At 69.0% G+C, this 17,684-nt stretch carries 14 protein-coding genes; 7 read left to right on the top strand and 7 right to left on the bottom strand.

The window, feature by feature from the left end; all coding sequences use genetic code 11:
* Positions 1-180 precede the first annotated feature (180 nt).
* From ACFYPM_RS05090 to ACFYPM_RS05065, 6 genes are all read left to right on the top strand, one after another.
* A complete protein-coding gene (locus ACFYPM_RS05090; RefSeq protein ID WP_387191356.1) occupies positions 181-699 on the top strand; it encodes a flavoprotein in 519 nt (172 codons plus the stop codon).
* 87 nt (positions 700-786) lie between these two features.
* Positions 787-2,319: a helix-turn-helix domain-containing protein gene (locus ACFYPM_RS05085; protein ID WP_387191354.1), complete on the top strand. Its 1,533-nt coding sequence runs from the start codon at positions 787-789 to the stop codon at positions 2,317-2,319.
* On the top strand, positions 2,316-2,873 hold the full coding sequence (locus tag ACFYPM_RS05080; protein WP_387191352.1) for a GNAT family N-acetyltransferase: 558 nt from the start codon (positions 2,316-2,318) through the stop codon (positions 2,871-2,873). The genes ACFYPM_RS05085 and ACFYPM_RS05080 overlap by 4 nt, the downstream gene beginning before the upstream one ends.
* Before the next feature lie 3 nt (positions 2,874-2,876).
* Positions 2,877-3,566, top strand: a complete 690-nt coding sequence (locus tag ACFYPM_RS05075) for a DUF4433 domain-containing protein (RefSeq protein WP_387191350.1) — start codon at positions 2,877-2,879, stop codon at positions 3,564-3,566.
* The gene (locus tag ACFYPM_RS05070) at positions 3,563-4,642 is read left to right on the top strand and encodes a macro domain-containing protein (protein WP_387191348.1); all 1,080 of its coding nucleotides are present in this window, start codon (positions 3,563-3,565) and stop codon (positions 4,640-4,642) included. The genes ACFYPM_RS05075 and ACFYPM_RS05070 overlap by 4 nt, the downstream gene beginning before the upstream one ends.
* 106 nt (positions 4,643-4,748) lie before the next feature.
* Positions 4,749-7,832 carry a DUF3427 domain-containing protein gene (locus tag ACFYPM_RS05065; RefSeq protein ID WP_387191346.1) on the top strand — a complete coding sequence of 1,028 codons (3,084 nt, stop codon included), beginning with the start codon at positions 4,749-4,751 and terminating at the stop codon, positions 7,830-7,832.
* Positions 7,833-7,901: 69 nt separating this feature from the next.
* Here ACFYPM_RS05065 and ACFYPM_RS05060 read toward each other — a convergent pair whose 3' ends face one another.
* The 3 genes from ACFYPM_RS05060 to ACFYPM_RS05050 form a co-directional block, all read right to left on the bottom strand.
* Positions 7,902-9,980 carry an MMPL family transporter gene (locus ACFYPM_RS05060; RefSeq protein ID WP_387191344.1) on the bottom strand — a complete coding sequence of 693 codons (2,079 nt, stop codon included), beginning with the start codon at positions 9,978-9,980 and terminating at the stop codon, positions 7,902-7,904.
* 498 nt (positions 9,981-10,478) lie between these two features.
* Positions 10,479-11,732 (bottom strand): cellulose binding domain-containing protein, encoded by a 1,254-nt coding sequence (locus ACFYPM_RS05055; protein ID WP_387191342.1) that lies wholly within the window; start codon positions 11,730-11,732, stop codon positions 10,479-10,481.
* Positions 11,729-12,844 (bottom strand): RICIN domain-containing protein, encoded by a 1,116-nt coding sequence (locus ACFYPM_RS05050; RefSeq protein WP_387191340.1) that lies wholly within the window; start codon positions 12,842-12,844, stop codon positions 11,729-11,731. Before ACFYPM_RS05050 ends, ACFYPM_RS05055 begins: the two co-directional genes overlap by 4 nt.
* Before the next feature lie 279 nt (positions 12,845-13,123).
* Between ACFYPM_RS05050 and ACFYPM_RS05045 the strand changes: the two genes are divergently transcribed.
* Positions 13,124-13,561, top strand: a complete 438-nt coding sequence (locus ACFYPM_RS05045; RefSeq protein WP_387191338.1) for a VOC family protein — start codon at positions 13,124-13,126, stop codon at positions 13,559-13,561.
* Positions 13,562-13,658: 97 nt separating this feature from the next.
* Here the strand turns inward: ACFYPM_RS05045 and ACFYPM_RS05040 are convergent, their stop codons facing one another.
* From ACFYPM_RS05040 to ACFYPM_RS05025, 4 genes are all read right to left on the bottom strand, one after another.
* The gene (locus ACFYPM_RS05040; RefSeq protein WP_387191337.1) at positions 13,659-14,903 is read right to left on the bottom strand and encodes a hypothetical protein; all 1,245 of its coding nucleotides are present in this window, start codon (positions 14,901-14,903) and stop codon (positions 13,659-13,661) included.
* 96 nt (positions 14,904-14,999) lie between these two features.
* The gene (locus tag ACFYPM_RS05035) at positions 15,000-15,395 is read right to left on the bottom strand and encodes a VOC family protein (protein ID WP_387191335.1); all 396 of its coding nucleotides are present in this window, start codon (positions 15,393-15,395) and stop codon (positions 15,000-15,002) included.
* Positions 15,392-16,144, bottom strand: coding sequence for a metalloregulator ArsR/SmtB family transcription factor (locus ACFYPM_RS05030; RefSeq protein WP_387191333.1), 753 nt, complete (start codon positions 16,142-16,144; stop codon positions 15,392-15,394). The genes ACFYPM_RS05035 and ACFYPM_RS05030 overlap by 4 nt, the downstream gene beginning before the upstream one ends.
* A gap of 109 nt (positions 16,145-16,253) precedes the next feature.
* A complete protein-coding gene (locus ACFYPM_RS05025; protein ID WP_387191331.1) occupies positions 16,254-17,390 on the bottom strand; it encodes an epoxide hydrolase family protein in 1,137 nt (378 codons plus the stop codon).
* Between the last annotated feature and the right edge of the window lie 294 nt (positions 17,391-17,684).

Here is a 17,684-nt window from a genome sequence, read left to right as displayed (position 1 = left end):
CGGGCGGGACGCGGCTGCGCCGTTGAGGGCCGGCGCAACCCCGAAGCCAGCACCCACCCCGGGCCATGCGTCGACTCTCGCGCCTGACCAGGCGCAACGGCATACCACGGTGATCATTGGCAGCATGCGCGGCCCGTATGCGGTCGACTACGCGTCATCCCCGTCGGGCAGACTGCGGGCATGACGGAACGTCCGGTGCTGTATCTGGTCGTCTGCGCCGCGGGTCCGGCGGAACACATCGACGAGCTGGTCGACCTGCTGATCGCCGACGAGTGGCGGGTGTGCATGATCGTCAGCCCGACCGCCGCGCGGTGGCTCGACCGGGAGGCGTTGCAGAACAAGACCGGCCATCTCGTACGTGTCGAGTGGCGGATGCCCGGCGACCCCGAGCCGCACCCGCCGGCTGATGTGGTGGTGGCCGCGCCGGTCACGTTCAACACGGTGACGAAGTGGGCGTTGGGCATCAACGACACGCTGGCGCTCGGCGTCCTCAACGAGTCGCTGGGGGCGGGGTTGCCGATCCTTGCGTTTCCACACGTGAAGGCGGAGTTGGCTGCCCATCCGGCGTACGCGGGTCACGTTGCGGTGCTGCGCGCTGCCGGTGTGGTCGTCGCGGAAGGCAAGGCGCTTGCTTCGGCGGACGGGCCGGATCGTTGGGACGTGGTGGTCGAGGCGCTGCGGTTGCTTCGTCCAGCCTGAGCATCTGCTCCCCCCTTTCGGCGGTCCTTGAGATATGCGTCGTGCGTATACCAGCTCCCCACGCAGCGTGTTCAATGGATAGGCTCGATGCAGCTGGATGAACGGAGCCCGCCGGTGACCCACGCGAACTGCCCTCGGTGCGGCGGACGGCTGGCCCGGGACAACGACAGCGGACGGTGTACGCCATGCCAGGCCGCCGAACGGGACCGGCTGAGTGCGCCACCGGTGGTGCCGCAGAACTTCTGGGATCACGAGCCGGTACGACAGGCCCTCGCCGAGCGGCATCTGGGGCGGGTGATCCGGGCGTACCGCTGCCATCCGTACCACGGGCGGGTCGCGTTGCCGCAGAGCATGGTGGCGGGGTGGCTGGGGATCACGCAGGCGCAGTTGAGTCGGGTGGAGAACGGGCCGCCGCTGGTACACCTGGACCGGCTGGCACATTGGGCGCAGCTTCTCGGGATACCAGCTTCCTGCCTCTGGTTCGGCCTCCCCCGCCAGCCTTACCGAGCCGACGACGGAGCAGCAGAAAATCTTCATGCCCACGATCGGATGGCTGAGCAGGGCGAGGCGCCTGCCATAGCGGTTACCGTGGAGGGGGCATCAACCCGAGGGGGTGGCGCTACGGACCGGCGACGCTTCAACGCAATGGCCGCGCTCGCGGGGCTCGCCGCAGCCGGTCACCCTTACCTGCTCACGGACCCTGCCAACGTGCCTCGAAACATCGGCATGGAACAGGTACGACTGGCTAGTTCGCTGGTTCAAGATTTCCGGCGAGCTGATGCGGCAGCCGGTGCTGACCTGCTCTGCGACGTTGCCGTCCAGGCGCACGTCAGGCTGTCAACGTGGGCGGCAGAGGCGACCTACAGCCGAGAAGTCGGCGATGCCCTTCAAAGCGCCCTGGCTGACCTCGGTATTCAGGCCGCGTGGCTCGCTACCGATGCTGAGCGCAGGCGCGAAGCCAGGCCCTACCTGAACGAAGCCATTGCCCGTGCCCGCATCGCCGACGACCCTCGTATGGAAGTACAGGCCCTGACCCAGCTATCGATGCTGCTCCGCGAGAGTCAGCCCGGCGAGTCGCTGCACTGCGCCGAAGCCGCGCTACGTGTCTCCGCCAGATGGGCGACACCTCGACTCACCACACTGTTACATCTGCGGAGAGCGCACACGTACGCCGTGCTCACGGACGCGAGCGGCTTCAGCCGGGAGATGACCAAGGCTCGCCGCGAGTTGGAGCGCGGACCGCACGAGGATGATCTAGGGTTCGTGGACTTCGTGAACGAGCAAGAAGTGCACGGCATCCAAGGGCTGTCCTACCTCGCGCTGGACAAGCCCAACCGTGCCGCTCAGTCGTTCCGCGCAATCATCGCCAATCCGTCGCCCGGCCATCGACGCAACCAGGTCTACTACACCGTGCACCTCTCTGAAGCGGCGTATCAGCAGGGCGACGTCAACGAGGCAGCGCGCATCGCGCTGGACGTCCTTCCCGCGGTAAGCCAGATGAACTCGGGGCGGATTAGCCGGCACCTTGCACAGGTGCGCTCAAACCTGGCGGCATCACCTCTAGCGACCACGGCAACGCGCCAGTTCGTCGCTGCCTACGACCGGGCGGTGAGTGTGTGATCGAGGGCTTACAGCTTCGCCATCACAGCGCCGACGAGGCAGACGCGATCCTTGATCAGCTCGTGGACCTCTACTTGAAGGTCTACTCAGACGGCGACGAGTTCCACAGTGAGGATCGCTATCGGCGTCAGCTCGACCTACACATGCAGCGGGCTGGGTGGGAGCTGGTCACCGCAGCGGTCGGCAGGGTTTGGGTCGGCTACGGGTATGGCTTTCCACTGCCTCCGCAGACACGGTGGTGGAACGGCATCCACGGGCCGGTGCCGCCTCGATTCACCGAAGAGGACGGGACGCGTACGTTCGCGATCAGCGAGCTGCTGGTGCACCCGAACTGGCGACGCCAAGGCATTGCGGCGACGTTGCACAACGAACTGGTAGCGGCCCGGCCGGAGCCCCGAACCACTCTATTGGTCCGTCCTGAGAACGTTGCCGCCCAGACGGCGTACCACTCCTGGGGATGGACCAAGGTGACCCAGCTTCGGCCGAATTGGGAAAACGCACCAATCTTTGATGTTCTGGTCCGTGCACGGACCCAGCGGAGTGAGCCGAGCTGATCTATGGCGGACCCAGTCGTGCGACCAACGCCTGCCCTGATCATGCATTTCACCCACCTCGACAATCTGTCGGGGATTATCAAGACCGGCCGATTGCTCGCGGACAGCGGCGTAGGGGCGCAGCTCGCTACAAATGTGGGCTCGGTCGAGATCAAAGCACGGCGGCGGGAGCGGCCCGTGCCATGCCCTCCCGGTGGTGTGGTGGCCGACTACGTGCCGTTCTACTTCGCCCCGCGCTCGCCCATGATGTATCGAATAGCTTGTGATCATCGGGACAGCAAGCCAGGGTGCTATCCGGGGGGAGACGATCCTCTCGTCTACCTGGTGAGTTCCGTGGAGCGGGTGCACGCCGCCGAGCGTCGCTGGGTGGCGAGCGACGGGAACTGCGCGGTCGGGTTGACCAGATTCTCGAACGAGCTGGCCGAGTTGACGGCGTTGGTCGACTGGCCCTTGCTGGAGGCCCAAATCTGGAAGGACATCCCCGAGGACATGGACCGCAGGCGCCGGCGAGCCGCCGAGTTCCTCGTCCACCGTGAGTTTCCTGTTGACCTGCTCACCGGTTACGCCGTACGGACGACGGACCGACAGGAACAGGTGAAGCAGGTGTTCCGTGACGCTGGCATGATCGAGCCGTACGTCGGTGTCAGACCGGGCTGGTACTACGGGTACAAGCGGGAGGAGGTGCGCGAATGATCATCATCAGCCATGGCAACTTACTGACCGCCGAGGCGGACGCGCTGGTCAACACCGTCAACACGGTCGGGGTCATGGGCAAGGGCATCGCTCTTCAGTTCAAGCGCGCCTACCCAGCGAACTACGCGGCCTACCGCACGGCATGCCGCGAGGACCTAGTCACCTTGGGGCGAATGTTCGTTTACGACTCAGCGCGGCTCGGCCCCCGCAGATATGTGATCAATTTTCCTACCAAGGGCCACTGGCGGGCCAACTCGAGGCTCGACGACATTCAGGCCGGACTGGCCGATCTCGTCCGCGTGGTTCGTGAACGGAAGATCAACTCTGTGGCGATGCCCGCGCTGGGCTGCGGCAACGGTGGGCTCAACTGGGACGATGTCCGGCCCCTCATCGAAGGCGCCTTCGCCGAGTCCCCCGATGTGCGGGTCCTTCTCTTCCCGCCAGAGGGCGCACCCGACCCGGCCGACATGCCGATCGCGACCGTAAGACCACCGCTAACGCCTGGTCGCGTCACGCTCATCCAGGCCATCGACCGCTACCTGACCCGAGCACGACGACTCGAGTCACGCGATGGCGTCACCATCCTGGAGATCCAGAAGATCGCTTATTTCCTCCAGGTGCTGGGGCAACCGTTGCGTCTGGAGTTCGGCCGCGGCAGATACGGCCCGTACGCCGAGAGCCTCAACCACGTACTGGACCGTCTCGAAGGGCACTACCTGACGGGTTTCGGTGACCGCTCGGCACGGGTCGAGGAGTTGCAGCCCATCAGACTGACCCCGGTCGCAGCCGACGCCGTTGCGGACTGGTCTCGAACACATGGCGAAGCAGCGACCGAGGCATTAGATCAACTGGCGCGGCTAACCGACGGATTCGAGGCGCCATACAGCCTGGAGCTGCTGGCGACCGTGCATTACGCGGCCGCATCACATCCACCCACCGGCGACCTTACTGAGCTGACCGAGCGGGTTCGTTCGTGGAGTGGCCGCAAAGCCCGGCTCTTCACCGCCGCACATGTCGAGTTGGCCTACGAGCGCCTGCAGTCGGTCAGGCTGCTGCCTGCACTGCCCGTTGCGTGAGTCGCCACGCGGGTGAGGCGACCTCGACAATTGCGCGACACCTTCTGCCCATACGACCGGTCGCCGCGCCCCACCGATAGTCGGATCGTGTGATTAGGTTGCTCGAATGACGGATCTTGAGCGGGGCGTCTATGAGCACCTGATCACCCGTGAGTTGGCCGACCGCCTTCAGCATCTCGACCCTGCCCTGATCCAGCACCACAAACTCGACCCCGCCGACGCGCACCACACTCTCGCCCGTCACATCGCCGTCCTGGCCGCCCGAGCCCTCCAAGCCGTCCCCCACGGCGACGACAAGCTCCACCACCAGGTCGCGATGGCGAACCAGATCGCCGACGCCATCGCCGCCCTCAGCCCGAAAGCGGCAACAGAGCAGGACCAGGTGGCCGACGCCAGGCACCTGCTCCACGCCATCGCTGCCCCACCAACCCCGCCCGCGCTGCCTGCCTTCCCGCAGCGCCCCACCACTCCCCTCTCCACCGGCGCGCTGCTGGTCAACGGCCGCCACCAGCCCCGCATCGGCCACGAGGTCAACCACGAGATGGCCTCCGCCGAGAGCGTTGACCTGCTCTGCGCTTTCATCAAGTGGTACGGCCTGCGCATCGTCGAGCCGGCCATCCGCGACCTGATCGCCAGGGGCGGTCGAGTCCGCGTCATCACCACCACCTACCTCGGTGCCACCGATCAGCGAGCACTCGACCGGCTCAACGCACTCGGCGCCGAGATCAAGGTGTCGTACGAGACGCGGACCACCCGCCTACACGCCAAGGCGTGGCTGTTCCGCAGAGCCAACGGCACCACCACCGCCTACGTCGGCTCGTCGAACCTGTCGAAGACCGCGCTCGTGGACGGCGTGGAGTGGAACGTCCGCATCTCGAACATCGAGCAGCCGCACGTCATCGACACGTTCACGGCGACGTTCGAGGACTACTGGAACGATCCGGCGTTCGAGACGTACGACGCGGCCAGGGACGCCGAGCGGCTACGGCACGCGTTGAGCGGTGAGCGCCGCGACCAGGCACCCACCGAGATCTCGAACCTGGACGTACGCCCGTACCCGTATCAGGCCGAGATCCTGGCCGACCTGGACGCCGAGCGGCTGGTGCACGGGCGTTGGCGCAACCTGGTGGTGATGGCCACCGGCACCGGCAAGACCGTGGTCGCCGCCCTCGACTACCGCCGGCTACACAAGGCGGGTCGTGCCGACTCGCTGCTCTTCGTCGTTCACCAGGAGCAGATCCTGCGGCAGAGCCTGTCGACGTTCCGGCAGGTGATGGGGGACGGCAGCTTCGGCGAAACGCTCGTCGCGGGTGAGCGGCCGAACGGCTGGAAGCACGTCTTCGCCTCCATCCAGTCGCTGCACCGCCGGGAGATCGACCCCGAGGCGTACGACATGGTGATCGTCGACGAGTTCCACCACGCGGAAGCGCCGACGTACACGCGGTTGTTGGAGCGACTGCGTCCCCGCGTACTCCTGGGTCTGACGGCGACCCCCGACCGGGCCGACGGCGGCGACGTGCGCCGGTGGTTCGACGGGCGCGCGGCTGTTGAGCTGCACCTGTGGGACGCGTTGGAGCGGCAGTTACTCGCGCCGTTCCAATATTTCGGGCTGCACGACGACGTGGACCTGTCCCACGTCACCTGGAAGCGTGGCCAAGGCTATGACCTGGGCGAACTCACCGTCCTCTACACGGCCGACCACGCCCGGGCGCGGACGGTGCTGCGCGCGGTCCGCGAGAAGGTGGACGTCGGGCGGATGCGCGCGCTCGGGTTCTGCGTGAGCATCGGGCACGCTGAGTTCATGGCCGCCTGGTTCAACGACCACGGCGTACCGTCGGCGGCCGTGACCTCGCGAGCCGGCACCGACCGGGCCGGGCTCTTGCGGGACTTCAAGGCCGGCAAGCTGCGGGTGCTCTTCACCGTGGACCTGTTCAACGAGGGCGTCGACCTGCCGATGGTCGACACGATCCTGATGCTGCGGCCCACCGAGAGCGCCACGATCTTCCTGCAACAGCTCGGCCGTGGCCTACGCCTGGACGACGACAAGCCCTGCCTGACCGTGCTCGACTTCATCGGCGGGCAGCACGCCAACTTCCGCTTCGATCTGCGCTGGCGTGCGTTGACCGGGGTGAGCCGGCGGGCGATCACCGAGGCGGTCCGCGACGACTTCCCGAGCCTGCCGAGCGGCTGCCACGTCGGGCTGGACCGGGTGGCGAAGGAGGTCGTGCTCGCCAACCTGAAGAGCGCGCTGCCCACCTCGAAGGCCGGCCTGCTCTCTGAGCTGCGGCAACTCGGTGACGTCAGCCTGACGACGTTCCTGCACGAGACCGGGCTGGAGATCGAGGACGTGTACCGCTCGGCCAGCATCGGCGGCTGGACCGGGCTGCGGCGGCTCGCCGACATCGAGACGTCCACGCCCGGCCCGGATGACCGGGAGTTGGGCCGGGCCATCGGTCGCATGCTGCACACCGACGACGTCGACCGGCTGGAGCTGCTCACCCGGGTCGCGGCCGGACCGCCCATGCCAGGTCAGCAGGTGTACGACGGGAACGGCCGCCTGTTGGACATGCTGCACTTCAGCCTGTGGGGGCCATCCGCACCACTGACGACGCGGAACGAACGGTTGACGCGGCTGTGGAAGGACCCGGCGCGCTGTGCCGAGTTGCGGCAGGTGGCCAAGGTGCTGCGGGAGCGCATCCCCCGGGTCACGCCGACCGCCGCCCCGGGTGCGGTGCCGCTGCGGGTGCACGCCCGCTACAGCCGCAACGAGGCCTGCGCCGCCTTCGGGATGACCAACCCGGGCTCGCTGCGCGAGGGGGTGAAGTGGCTGCCCGACGCCCAGGCCGACCTGTTCTTCGTCACCCTGGTCAAGTCGGCGGCGCACTACTCCCCCACCACCATGTACGCCGACCGGGCCATCACCGACACCCTGTTCCAGTGGGAGTCGCAGAGCACCACCTCGGCGGCCTCGGCGACGGGGCAGCGTTACCGAACGGGCGGCTCGGCAGTGCACCTGTTCGTCCGGGAGACCCGGATCCCCGACCGCGACCTGGGCGCTCCGGCGTACCTGTACGCCGGCACCATGACGTACGAGTCGCACACCGGCGACCGGCCGATGCGGATTCTCTGGGGGCTCCACCACGCCCTACCCGCCGACGTCTACGCCACCGCCCGCACGATCGCCGCCTAGGGCGTGTGTCAGCAGCGGGTCAGGAATAGCCGTGTCGAATTCGATTCGTCTCCTGTCGGCGCAGTGCCACTAGCTCGGCTGGTCGACGGCACGGGCGGGTCGCCCGCCGGCCGACCGCTCGTCGCCGTGGCCCGGCCACCACGCCTTGTGGCCGATCAGCGCGGTCAGCGCCGGGACGAGGAACATCGACATGACGAACGCCGACAGCACGATGCCGATCGCCACCGCGAAGCCCATCTGCTGTAGGAAGGAGATCGGCGCGAGCAGCAGCACCGCGAACGTGCCGGCCAGGATCAGTCCGGCTGCCGCGACGGTTGGGCCGGCGTGCTGCACGCCGATGGCGGCGGCCTCGTGTGGTTCGTTGCCCTCCCGCGCTTCCTCGCGTAGTCGGGCGATCATCAGGATGTTGTAGTCGGTCCCGATCGCCACCACGAAGAGGTAGAGGATGATCGGCAACTGGAAGGTGACACCGGGCTCGCCCTGTAGCCCTTGGAAGAGGTAGACGGTGGCGCCCAGTGTGGCGGCGAAGTTGAGCAGCACCGCGATCACCAGGTAGATCGGCGCGACAAGGCTGCGCAGCAGCAGCGCGAGGATGAGCGCGATCAGGCCGGCTGCGACCGGCAGGATCACCGACAGGTCGCGGTTGTTCGCCGAGTTGATGTCCGCGAAGATCGCGGTGGTCCCGCCGACCAGCGCCCGGGTGCCCGGCGGGGCCGACGCGTGCACGGCATCGCGCAGGTCCTCGCGGACGAGGGTGATCGCCTTGTTGGAGACCGGGTTCTCGTTGAGCAGCAGATTGACCCGGGCCACACTCGGGTCGGTGCTGCGCTCCGGGGGCTGCGCCTGGCCCACACCCGGGGCTTTCGCCACGGCAGCGGCGAACTCGTCGACCTGCTGCTCGGTCAGTTGTGATCCGTTACTGGTGGTCAGGTAGACCTCGGTGGGGGCGAGCGCACCGGCGGCGAACCCGCGCTGGAGGTCCTGCGCGGCCTTCGCCGATTCGGTGTCCTGCGGGAAGCCGGCGCTGAAGTCGTAGTCGGCCTTGTAGCTCAGCACGCCCGCGGCGAGCGCGACCAGGATGATGCCGGAGATCGCCGCGACAAGTGCGGGCCGACGCCCGACGGTGGTGCCGAGCCGGTGCGAGATGCTGGCCTTGGGCGTACGCTGCCACGCCTTCGACGGCCAGAAGACGTACCGGCCGAGTAGCGAGACGACCGCCGGGACGAGGGTGAGCGAGGTGACGAGCATGACGCCGACCGCGATCGCGAGCGCCGGGCCGAGCGAGCCGAAGAAGCCCAGGGAGGCGAGGAGCAGCACGAGGAACGCGACGATTACCGCTCCGGCGGCCGAGGTGATGACCTCACCGACCCGCTGGACACTGACGATCATCGCGGTGCGCTTGTCGTCGCCGGCGCGCAGCCGTTCCCGGTAGCGGAAGAGCAGGAACAGGATGTAGTCGGTGCCGATGCCGAACAGCACGATCAGCAGGATCGTCTGGAGGTCCTGACTGACACTGAGGTCGAATGCCTTGCCTGCGGCGGCGACGAGACCCGTGGTGATGCTCAGGACGACGCCGACGACCACAACCGGCAGCAGCGCGGCGATGGGGCTGCGGAAGATGATCAGGATCAGTCCGATGATCAGGATGATCGTCGCGATGCCGACCACGGCGAAGGCGTTGTTGAAGGTGTCCTCGTTGTCGACGAAGCTCGCCACGTCGCCGGCCACGCCCGCGGTCAGTCCAGTGTTCGCCAGCTCCGGGCCGATGTCCGTCCGCAGATCGCGGACGGCGTCGAGCAGCGTCGGGTCGTCGGGGGTGGGGGCGTCGAGCCCGACGTTGACGATCTGCACAGACTTGTCCGGTGCCACTGCTGGCGGACCGGTCTGGTAGCCGGACGTGTGCGGGATGTTCTTGGCCTTGAGCGCCTGGGCGAGCTTGCCCACCGTCGACTCGTCCGCGGGCGTGAGCTTCTGCCCGTCGGCGCGCTTGACCACGATGACCGCGGTCGCGGTGGCCTGCTGCGGGAACGCCTTCTGCCCGAGTTCGGTGGCCTGCACGGACTCGTACGAGCGGGGCAGGAAGCTCTCCTGATCCGCTGAGGTGATGTCGCCGAGCGATGGTGTGGTGAGGATGATGGCTGCCGCCACCACCACCCACCCGGCAATTACCCACCACGCTCTGCCCACAACGAATCTGCCCAGCCGCTCGAACATGATTCCCCCCGTGCGTTCGACACCACAGTCGTCTGGGCCTGGAGCGCCCAGGGCGCGCACCCCATCACTCTTGCGGGTGGTCTTCGCTACCCGCTGTGCAGACTACAGTCGCCCGTCACGCCTTTTCGGATGCTTGGCCGTCGAGGGCCGCGGGAGTTTCAGGTGTCGGGGTCGGCGAGCACCGCGAGCGCTCGCCGGTTGTCGTCATCGGACAGCGGCACGACCAGCCTGTTGAACCCCTACGCCGGCACCGCGGTGTACTCGTTGGAGCGCGGACTCCTCGGCGAGACACCAGGCGCCGTGGCGGCGATGCCTTGACGACGTACGTCGTCAAGGCATCGCCGCGCCCTCGACGCGTGCCGCCGAGGGCGCGGCGATCGACGGGCGGCTCCGATCGGAGCCGCCCGACCCGCGGTTACCTCCTGTGGCCGGTCACGGGCTGGCGCAGGTCGGTGACGTGATGGTTGGCGTACCCGAGCCGAGGAAGCCGAAGCTCGTCGTGGCACCGGAGGCGAGCGAGCCGTTGTAGGAGACGTTGCGGACCGTCACGGTGGATCCGCTGGCGCTCAGGGTGCCGTTCCAGACCTGGTCGATGCGCTGGCCGTTGTTGAGATTCCACGTGACGTTCCAGCCGTTGACGGCAGCGGTGCCGGCGGTCACGGTGACCTCGCCCTGGAAGCCGCCGGACCACGCGTTGACGGTGCGGTAGGTCGCGGTGCAGGGGGCGCCGGAGGGTGGTGGCGTGGTGGTCGGCGGAGTCGTCGGCGCACCGGTGGTTGGTGGGGCGGACGTGGGTGGTGCCGGCGGCCCGTCCGGCGGCACCAGCGGGCAGGTGGCGCTGTACCGGGATACGCCTGTGCTGTTCGCCAGTGGGCAGAGGAACTGGGTGTAGCGGGTGTCGTTGTCCAGGAACGTCTTGAGCCAGGGGATCAACAGTCGCATCTCGGTGGGGTTCGGCCTGGTGAACGAGAGGTGGTCGTTGCCGGCCAGTTCGGCCCAGGCGTGTTCGACGCCGGCGGGCAACGTGTTGTAGATGCCCTGCAGGTAGGAGGGCGTGACAGTGCCGTCGTTCTGTCCCGACAGGAGCATGGTGGGGACCTGGGTGGTGGACATGTTCAGGTTGTTTCCGGGCGTACCTGGTGCGAGGCCGACCGCCGCCTTCAGGGTCGGCCTCCGCAGGGCGGCGAGGAGGGTGCCGGCCCCGCCCGCCGAGTGGCCCATGACGCCCAGCCGGTTGGCGTCGACCCGGTTGCGGATCGGGCTGGTGCGGGTGAGGTAGTCCAGTGCGGCGAGCAGTTGGGTGGCGCGGGCGTCGGCGCCGTCGGTGCGGCTGTTGGTCTCGATGCCGATCACCACGAACCCGAAGGACGCCAGCCAGGGGCCCATCCAGGCTTCCTCGTTGGCGAACAGGGCGGAATAGCCGGGCACGATCGCGACCGCACCCCAGGTGCCCTGGCTGGTGTCGGTCGGATAGTAGACGTACCCGCCGTTGAAGCCGTTGCCCGCCGGCACCGTCGCCTGCGTGGTGGCGAACGGGCCGCGGGTGGCGGCGACGCTGGCCGGGGTCGGATCCGGACCCCGTTGGTACGGGCTGTCGGCGGCGGCCGAATCCCGGGTTGTGGTCGCCATCGCGAGGCCGAGGACCACCGCGAGCGCGGTCGTCAGCCATCGTGTTTGCTGCTTCATCGGCGAGTGAACTGCTGGTTGGCCTGGCCGGTGCAGGTCCAGAGGACGAGCTTCGTGCCGTTGGCGGTGCCCTGGTTGTACGGGTCCAGGCAGAGGCCGGACTGCACGCCGGTGATGGTGCCGTTCGCGTTGACGTTCCACTGCTGGTTCGTCCCGCCGTGGCAGTCGTAGATGGTGACCTGGGTGCCCGGCGCGGTGCTGTTACCGGCGGCGTCGAGGCACTTGTTGCCGTAGACGGTGAGCCCCTTGCTGGACGTGTACGTCCACTGCTGGTTCGTGCCGCCGTGGCAGTCCCACAGGTTGAGCTGGGTGCTGTTGGTGGTGGAGTAGCCGGGGACGTCGACGCACCTGCCGGACCGGGTGCCCACGATCGTGGTGGTGGTCTGTCCGCCGCCGCTGCCCGGGTTGCCGATGCTTCCGGGCACCGACTGCAACGCGCTGTACCAGCGGGCGGCCATCTTGTCGTAGCCGCCGGCGGTGGGGTGGACGCCGTCGATCAGGTCGGCGGTGGTGAGAGCGCTGTGCATGTCGACCAGGTGCACCCGCTTGCCGGCGTTCACCTTGCTCTGCACGATGCCGGGGATCGCCGCGTTGAAGGTGCGGTTGGCCGCCTCCTGGCCGCTGTTGGAGAGCGGAATGAGCTGCGCCACGAACACCTCGGCGGTGGGCGCGGTGGTGGTGATCTTGTCGATCAGGGTGGAGAGCCGGTTCGGGGCGGTGCTCACGTTGTAGTTCTGCAGGATGTCGTTGGTGCCGATGTGCAGCAGGACGGTCTGCGGTCGTTGGGTGTTCAGCCAGCCGACGATGTTGGCGTCGATCTGGTCGATGCGCCAGCCGGGATGCCCCTGGTGGTCGTGGTCACCCAGGCTGGCCGGCCCGTTGAACTGCGACCCGACGAAGTCCACCGTGTACCGGCTGCTGGCGAGGCGCTGCCAGAGTCCGATGCGGTAACCGCCCGGCACCTGGGTGCCCTCGGTGATGGAGTCGCCGAGCGGCATCACCCGTACCCCGCCGTTGGATTCCGCGTTGGCCGGCCCGGTGGGTGCCACCACCGCGGCGACCACGACACCGAGCGCGGCGAGCGTTGCGAGCCATCGTGCCCTCGTTCGCATAGCTGTCTCCCTGGGTTGGTCGAGCTGGCCGAGGGCATGGGCCGCCCGGGAGGGCCGCGTCGGGCAGCCGGCAACCGTCTGGGATCGGGGCCGGCCGGACCGAGCAGCCGCCGGCTGCCGGGGTGTTCACCCGGCGGGCGCCGATCGTCACATCGGCATGGCGTCACTGCCTCAGCACTGGGACGAGTGTGAGCGTTAACACAGAAGAGTGTAGATTCCTCGGATTGCTCTGGTCTAGCTTTACCGCGCCCCCGGGTGTCGGCACGTTAGGTTACGAGGATGGAGCAGCGGATCAGTCTGATCACCCTCGGCGTCTCGGACCTGGCGCGCGCCAAAGCCTTCTACGAGCACCTCGGCTGGCAGGGCCAGGAGGTCGAGGAGACGGTCTTTTTCCAGGCCGGCGGCCTGGCTCTGGTGCTGTGGAGCCGGGACAAGCTGGCCGCCGACGCGGGCGTCCCCAACCCGGACACCGGCGGCTTCGGCGGCATGACCCTGGCCCAGAACGTCCGCTCCCGGTCGGAGGTCGACGAGGTGCTGGCCACCGCGGGCAAGGCCGGCGCCGAGGTGACCCAGCCGGCGCGGGAGACGTTCTACGGCGGCTACGCCGGCTACTTCGCCGACCCGGACGGTCACGTCTGGGAGATCGCCTGGAACCCCGGCTTCACCCTCGGCCCGGACGGCTCCCTCACCCTTCCCGACTTCGGCGCGACGACCTGACCCGACCGCAACGGCGACGGCGACGAAGACCGGCCTGACCCCAGCGGTGAAGGTAACGAAGACCGAGCCGCGGACACGAGACGGCAACGGCCCGAGATCACGGCCCGGTCGGCGGGCAGAGCAGCCCGTCCACAAGCGGCAGCAGGGGATCCAGGCACGCCGCCACCAGCGCGGGGTCGGGCGTCGCGGTCGACGACGGTGAGCCCGGCCAGGCCGTCGTGGGCGGGTCGGTCGGCGTCGGAGTGGGCGGCGGCGTCGCGCTGGCCGACGGGGCCGGAGCACTGGTGGGCGCCGGCTCGGTGGCCGGCACCGCAGCGGTGGCTGGCGCCGGCTCGGTGAACGGCACCGCAGCGGTGGTGGGGACCGGCGCAGCCAGCACGGTGGCGGACGGGACGGGCGCGGCGGGCCGCGGCCGACCGGCCGCCGGAGGCCGTACCGGATGGGCGGGCGTGCTCGGGCTCGCCGCCTCCACCAGGACAGAAGGTGTACGCGTCGCGGTGTTCCGCACGGTCGGCTCGGCCGTCGCGATGGTCGCCGCTTCCGCCCGTCCCAGGGGGACGGCCTGCTGTGGTCCCACGGTGCCGGGGGCTAGCGTCGTGAACACCACAGTCGCGACGGCGGCGACGGCGAGTGCCCGGCGGTCGGGGCGTACCGCCGACAATGGCGCGTCGTCGGGTGCCGCCAACACCGCAGGCGCGGGCCGGGCGTGCCGGTGGGCGGCCAGCAGGGCATCGACCTGCGCGCTGACGGCGGCGCGATCAGCGGCGGCCGCGAGGGTGAGATAGAAGCGGAAGTTCACCACGGCGGTGGCCGGAACCAGCAGCCCGGAGAGTCGGTGCCGGGGTCGCGCGGACTCGGCAGACCCCCGGCCGGCAACGGGCAGCAGGGTGACCGGGACGTCGGGGTGGTGGGCGGGGCCGACCAGGTCCGGGTACCGCCACTCGCGTCTGTGCTCGCGGCCGGCGAAGGCCACGCGGTGGCTGGTCACGACGGCCATCCCGGTGTCGAGCACCCGCAGGCCCGCTGGCAGCGCCGCGTGCACGGTGTCGGCGAAGTCGCAGGGACCCGGGCTGGGCAGGCCGGGGACGTGTCGCGCCTCGGCCTCGACGAGCGTGGCGACGGGAAGGACGCGGAAGACGAGTTCGTCGTGGTCGAGGTCCACCGGCAGGCCGGTGCGGGGCCGCGTACACCCGAGGAAGCCGGCAGCCTCGATGCGGAGCCGGGCCAGGTGGTCGTCGCGGCGCAGCCAGGCGTGGGTGGCGTCGCGGTACGCGCGCTGCCGGCGCTCGTTCTCGCGCTCGGCCCAGGCGAGCCGCCAGGGGGCGCAGGCCACAGAGGTCACGGTCACACGCGGTACAACCGCTCATGTACGTGACAGGGAACGCGACCACGATCGATGCATCCCGTTGCGCCCGAAAGGAGAGAATTGACGGACAGGTCAGGCAGGGGCGGGCTCGAAGAGTTCGACGGGGTTGCCGGCCGGGTCGTCCAGGACGATCTGCCGGCCACCCGGACCTGCGATGACATCGCTGCGGAAGGCGACGCCGGCGGCGTGCAGCCGGGCCACCTCGGTGTCGATGTCGGCGACGATCAGGTGGATGCGGTTCCAGCCGCCGGGGTGCGGACGGCGTCCGTCCGGCATGGACCGGCCCGCTGAGCTGGCCGGGCCGGACAGCAGTAGCCGCAGGTTGCCGCGCCGGACGTCGGCGAACGCGGGCAGGAACGTGGTGGTCGACGTGAAGCCGAGGTAGGTGGTGTAGAAGTCGATCGCGGCGGCGACGTCGTCGACGAGGTAGCGCACGCTGACGGTGTTGTCATCGATCGGGCTGGTCATGATGCCTTCTCTCGTGGGGTGGAGAGCGTGTGCAGCAGGAAACTGATGCGTTTGTCGAGGTCGTCGGCGACCCGCTGGAACGCGGGCAGCCCGTCGGGATCGGCAGTGGGGTCCGGGATGCTCCAGTGCACGAACCGTGACTGCCCGAGGAACTCGGGGCAGACTTCCTTGACCCGGTCACACAGGGTGATCACGACGTCGAACCGCTGACCGGTGAACTCGTCCACGTGTTTGGGCCGGGCCTTGGTCAGGTCGATGCCGCGCGCCGCCATGGCGCTTGTCGCGTGCGAATGGACCGGCTTGGGTCGGCTTCCCGCGCTGTAGGCCGCCACGGCATCGGCGGTGCGTTCCCGCAGCAGCGCTTCGGCCATCTGCGATCGCGAACTGTTGCCCGTGCAGAGGAACAACACTCGTCCGGTCACTGCGGTGGCCGGCGTGGGCGCGGTGAGCCGCAGCCCGGGGTGCAGGGCCGCGCCGGTGCCGGACAGCAGGTCGCCGCAGTGGGCCAGGGCGAGCGAATAGTAGGTGTCGCGGCCGTCGGCGCTGCTGCGCCGCGCGGTCACCAACTCGGCCTTGCGTAGTTTGCCGAGGTGATAGGAGACGAGATTCTGCGGTTGGCCGAGCAGCGCCGTCAACTCGTGCACGGCGAGGTCACTGTGGGCCAACTCGCTGATCAGCCGCCACCGCACCGGATGCCCAACGGCGGTCACGAACCCGGGCGGTGCGCTGGTGTCGACTGTCTCTGACATCACAGCCGCACATTACATCAAACTGATTTGATGCAATAAGCACGTGGCGGGGATGATCGAGGCCAGGCGGCGGAGCCGGCCGTCTTGAGCGCGGCTCCGCCGCCGGACATCACCCGCGCAGCGAGGTGAAGAAGCGCCTCAGCTCACCAGCGAGCAGGTCCGGCTCCTCCAGCGGCAGGAAGTGCCCGCCCCGGCCCGGTTCGCTCCAGTGCCGGATGTCGGTGCAGGCCCGCTCGGCGATCTCGCGCGGGAAGTTGGCCTGCGAGGGCTCGGTGCTCACCGTGAACGCCGCCGGCACTTCGATCATGGGTCGAGGGGTGTTGTGGTCGAAGTCGGCGTACTGCCGAAACGACGAGCCGATCGAGCCGGTCACCCAGTAGAGCGTGATGATGGTGAGCAGGGTGTCCCGGTCGACGCTGTTCGCCAGGTCCCCGTGGTTGTCGGTCCAGTCCCGGTACTTGTCGACGAGCCAGGCCGCCAGCCCGGCCGGTGAGTCGGCGAGCGCCGCCGCGAGGGTGTCCGGGCGGGTACCCATTATGGCGCTGTAGCCGCCGTCGGTCTCGTCGTACGCGGCTTCGGCGTCCAGGTACGCCTGCTCGGCCGCCGACAGTGGACGGGCGTCGAAGGTGGCCGGGAACGGTGGATGGATCAGGTGGATGCCGACGACCTGCTCGGGGTAAAGGGCACCGAGCCAGCCGGTCACCACACCCCCGACGTCGCCGCCGAAGGCGCCGTACCGCTGGTAGCCGAGCACGTCGGTCATCAGCTCGTGCAGCGTCCGGGCGAGCAGCGCCCGGGTCACCGGCTCGTCCGGGACCTCGGAGAAGCCGAAGCCCGGCAGCGAGGGCACCACCACGTCGAACGCGCCGCCGGGTCGGTCCGGGTCGGTCAGGCGATCGACGAGGGGCAGCATCTCGACGAAGCTGCTGGGCCAGCCGTGGCTCAGCAGCAACGGCAACGGCGTGGGCGCACCGGCCGGGCGCGCCGCCCGGACGTGCAGGTAGTGCAGCTTCCGGCCGCCGACGACTGCCAGGTGGTGGGGGTACGCGTTCAGCTCGGTTTCGCGCGCTCGCCAGTCGAATCCGTCGTGCCAGTAGGACACCAGGTCCCGCAGGTAGTCGGGGTCGACGCCGCCCTGCCACGGCCGGTGGCCGCTGCGGTCGGTGAAGCGGGTACGGGCCAGTCGGGCCCGCAGGTCGTCGAGGACCGCATCAGGAACGTCGATGCGGAACGGGGAGATGGACATGTGTCCTCCGAGGAAGGAGGGCGCACTCCCCGACGCGAGTGGTCAGCTGAGGGGGACGGCCGAGAAGAGCGCCCAGGATTGACGTCGGGTGGTCACCGGGCTCACCTCCTTCTCGTGGCTGACGACGATCACCCTACCCATTCCCCGGCCGGGCGTGAACGTCGGGGCGCCCCCCCGGGGCCCCCCCCGGGGGGGGGCGGCGGGGGGGGCCCCCCGGGGGGGGCCGCGGGGGGGGGGGGCCCCGCCGCGGGGGCCCCCCCCCCCCCCCCCCAGGGGGGGGGGCCGCGCCGACGA

This window comes from Micromonospora sp. NPDC005203, assembly GCF_042872705.1.
Lineage (GTDB): Bacteria > Actinomycetota > Actinomycetes > Mycobacteriales > Micromonosporaceae > Micromonospora.
The sequence above is the reverse complement of the archived record's forward strand: the minus strand, read 5'-3'. Positions and strand labels throughout refer to the sequence as shown.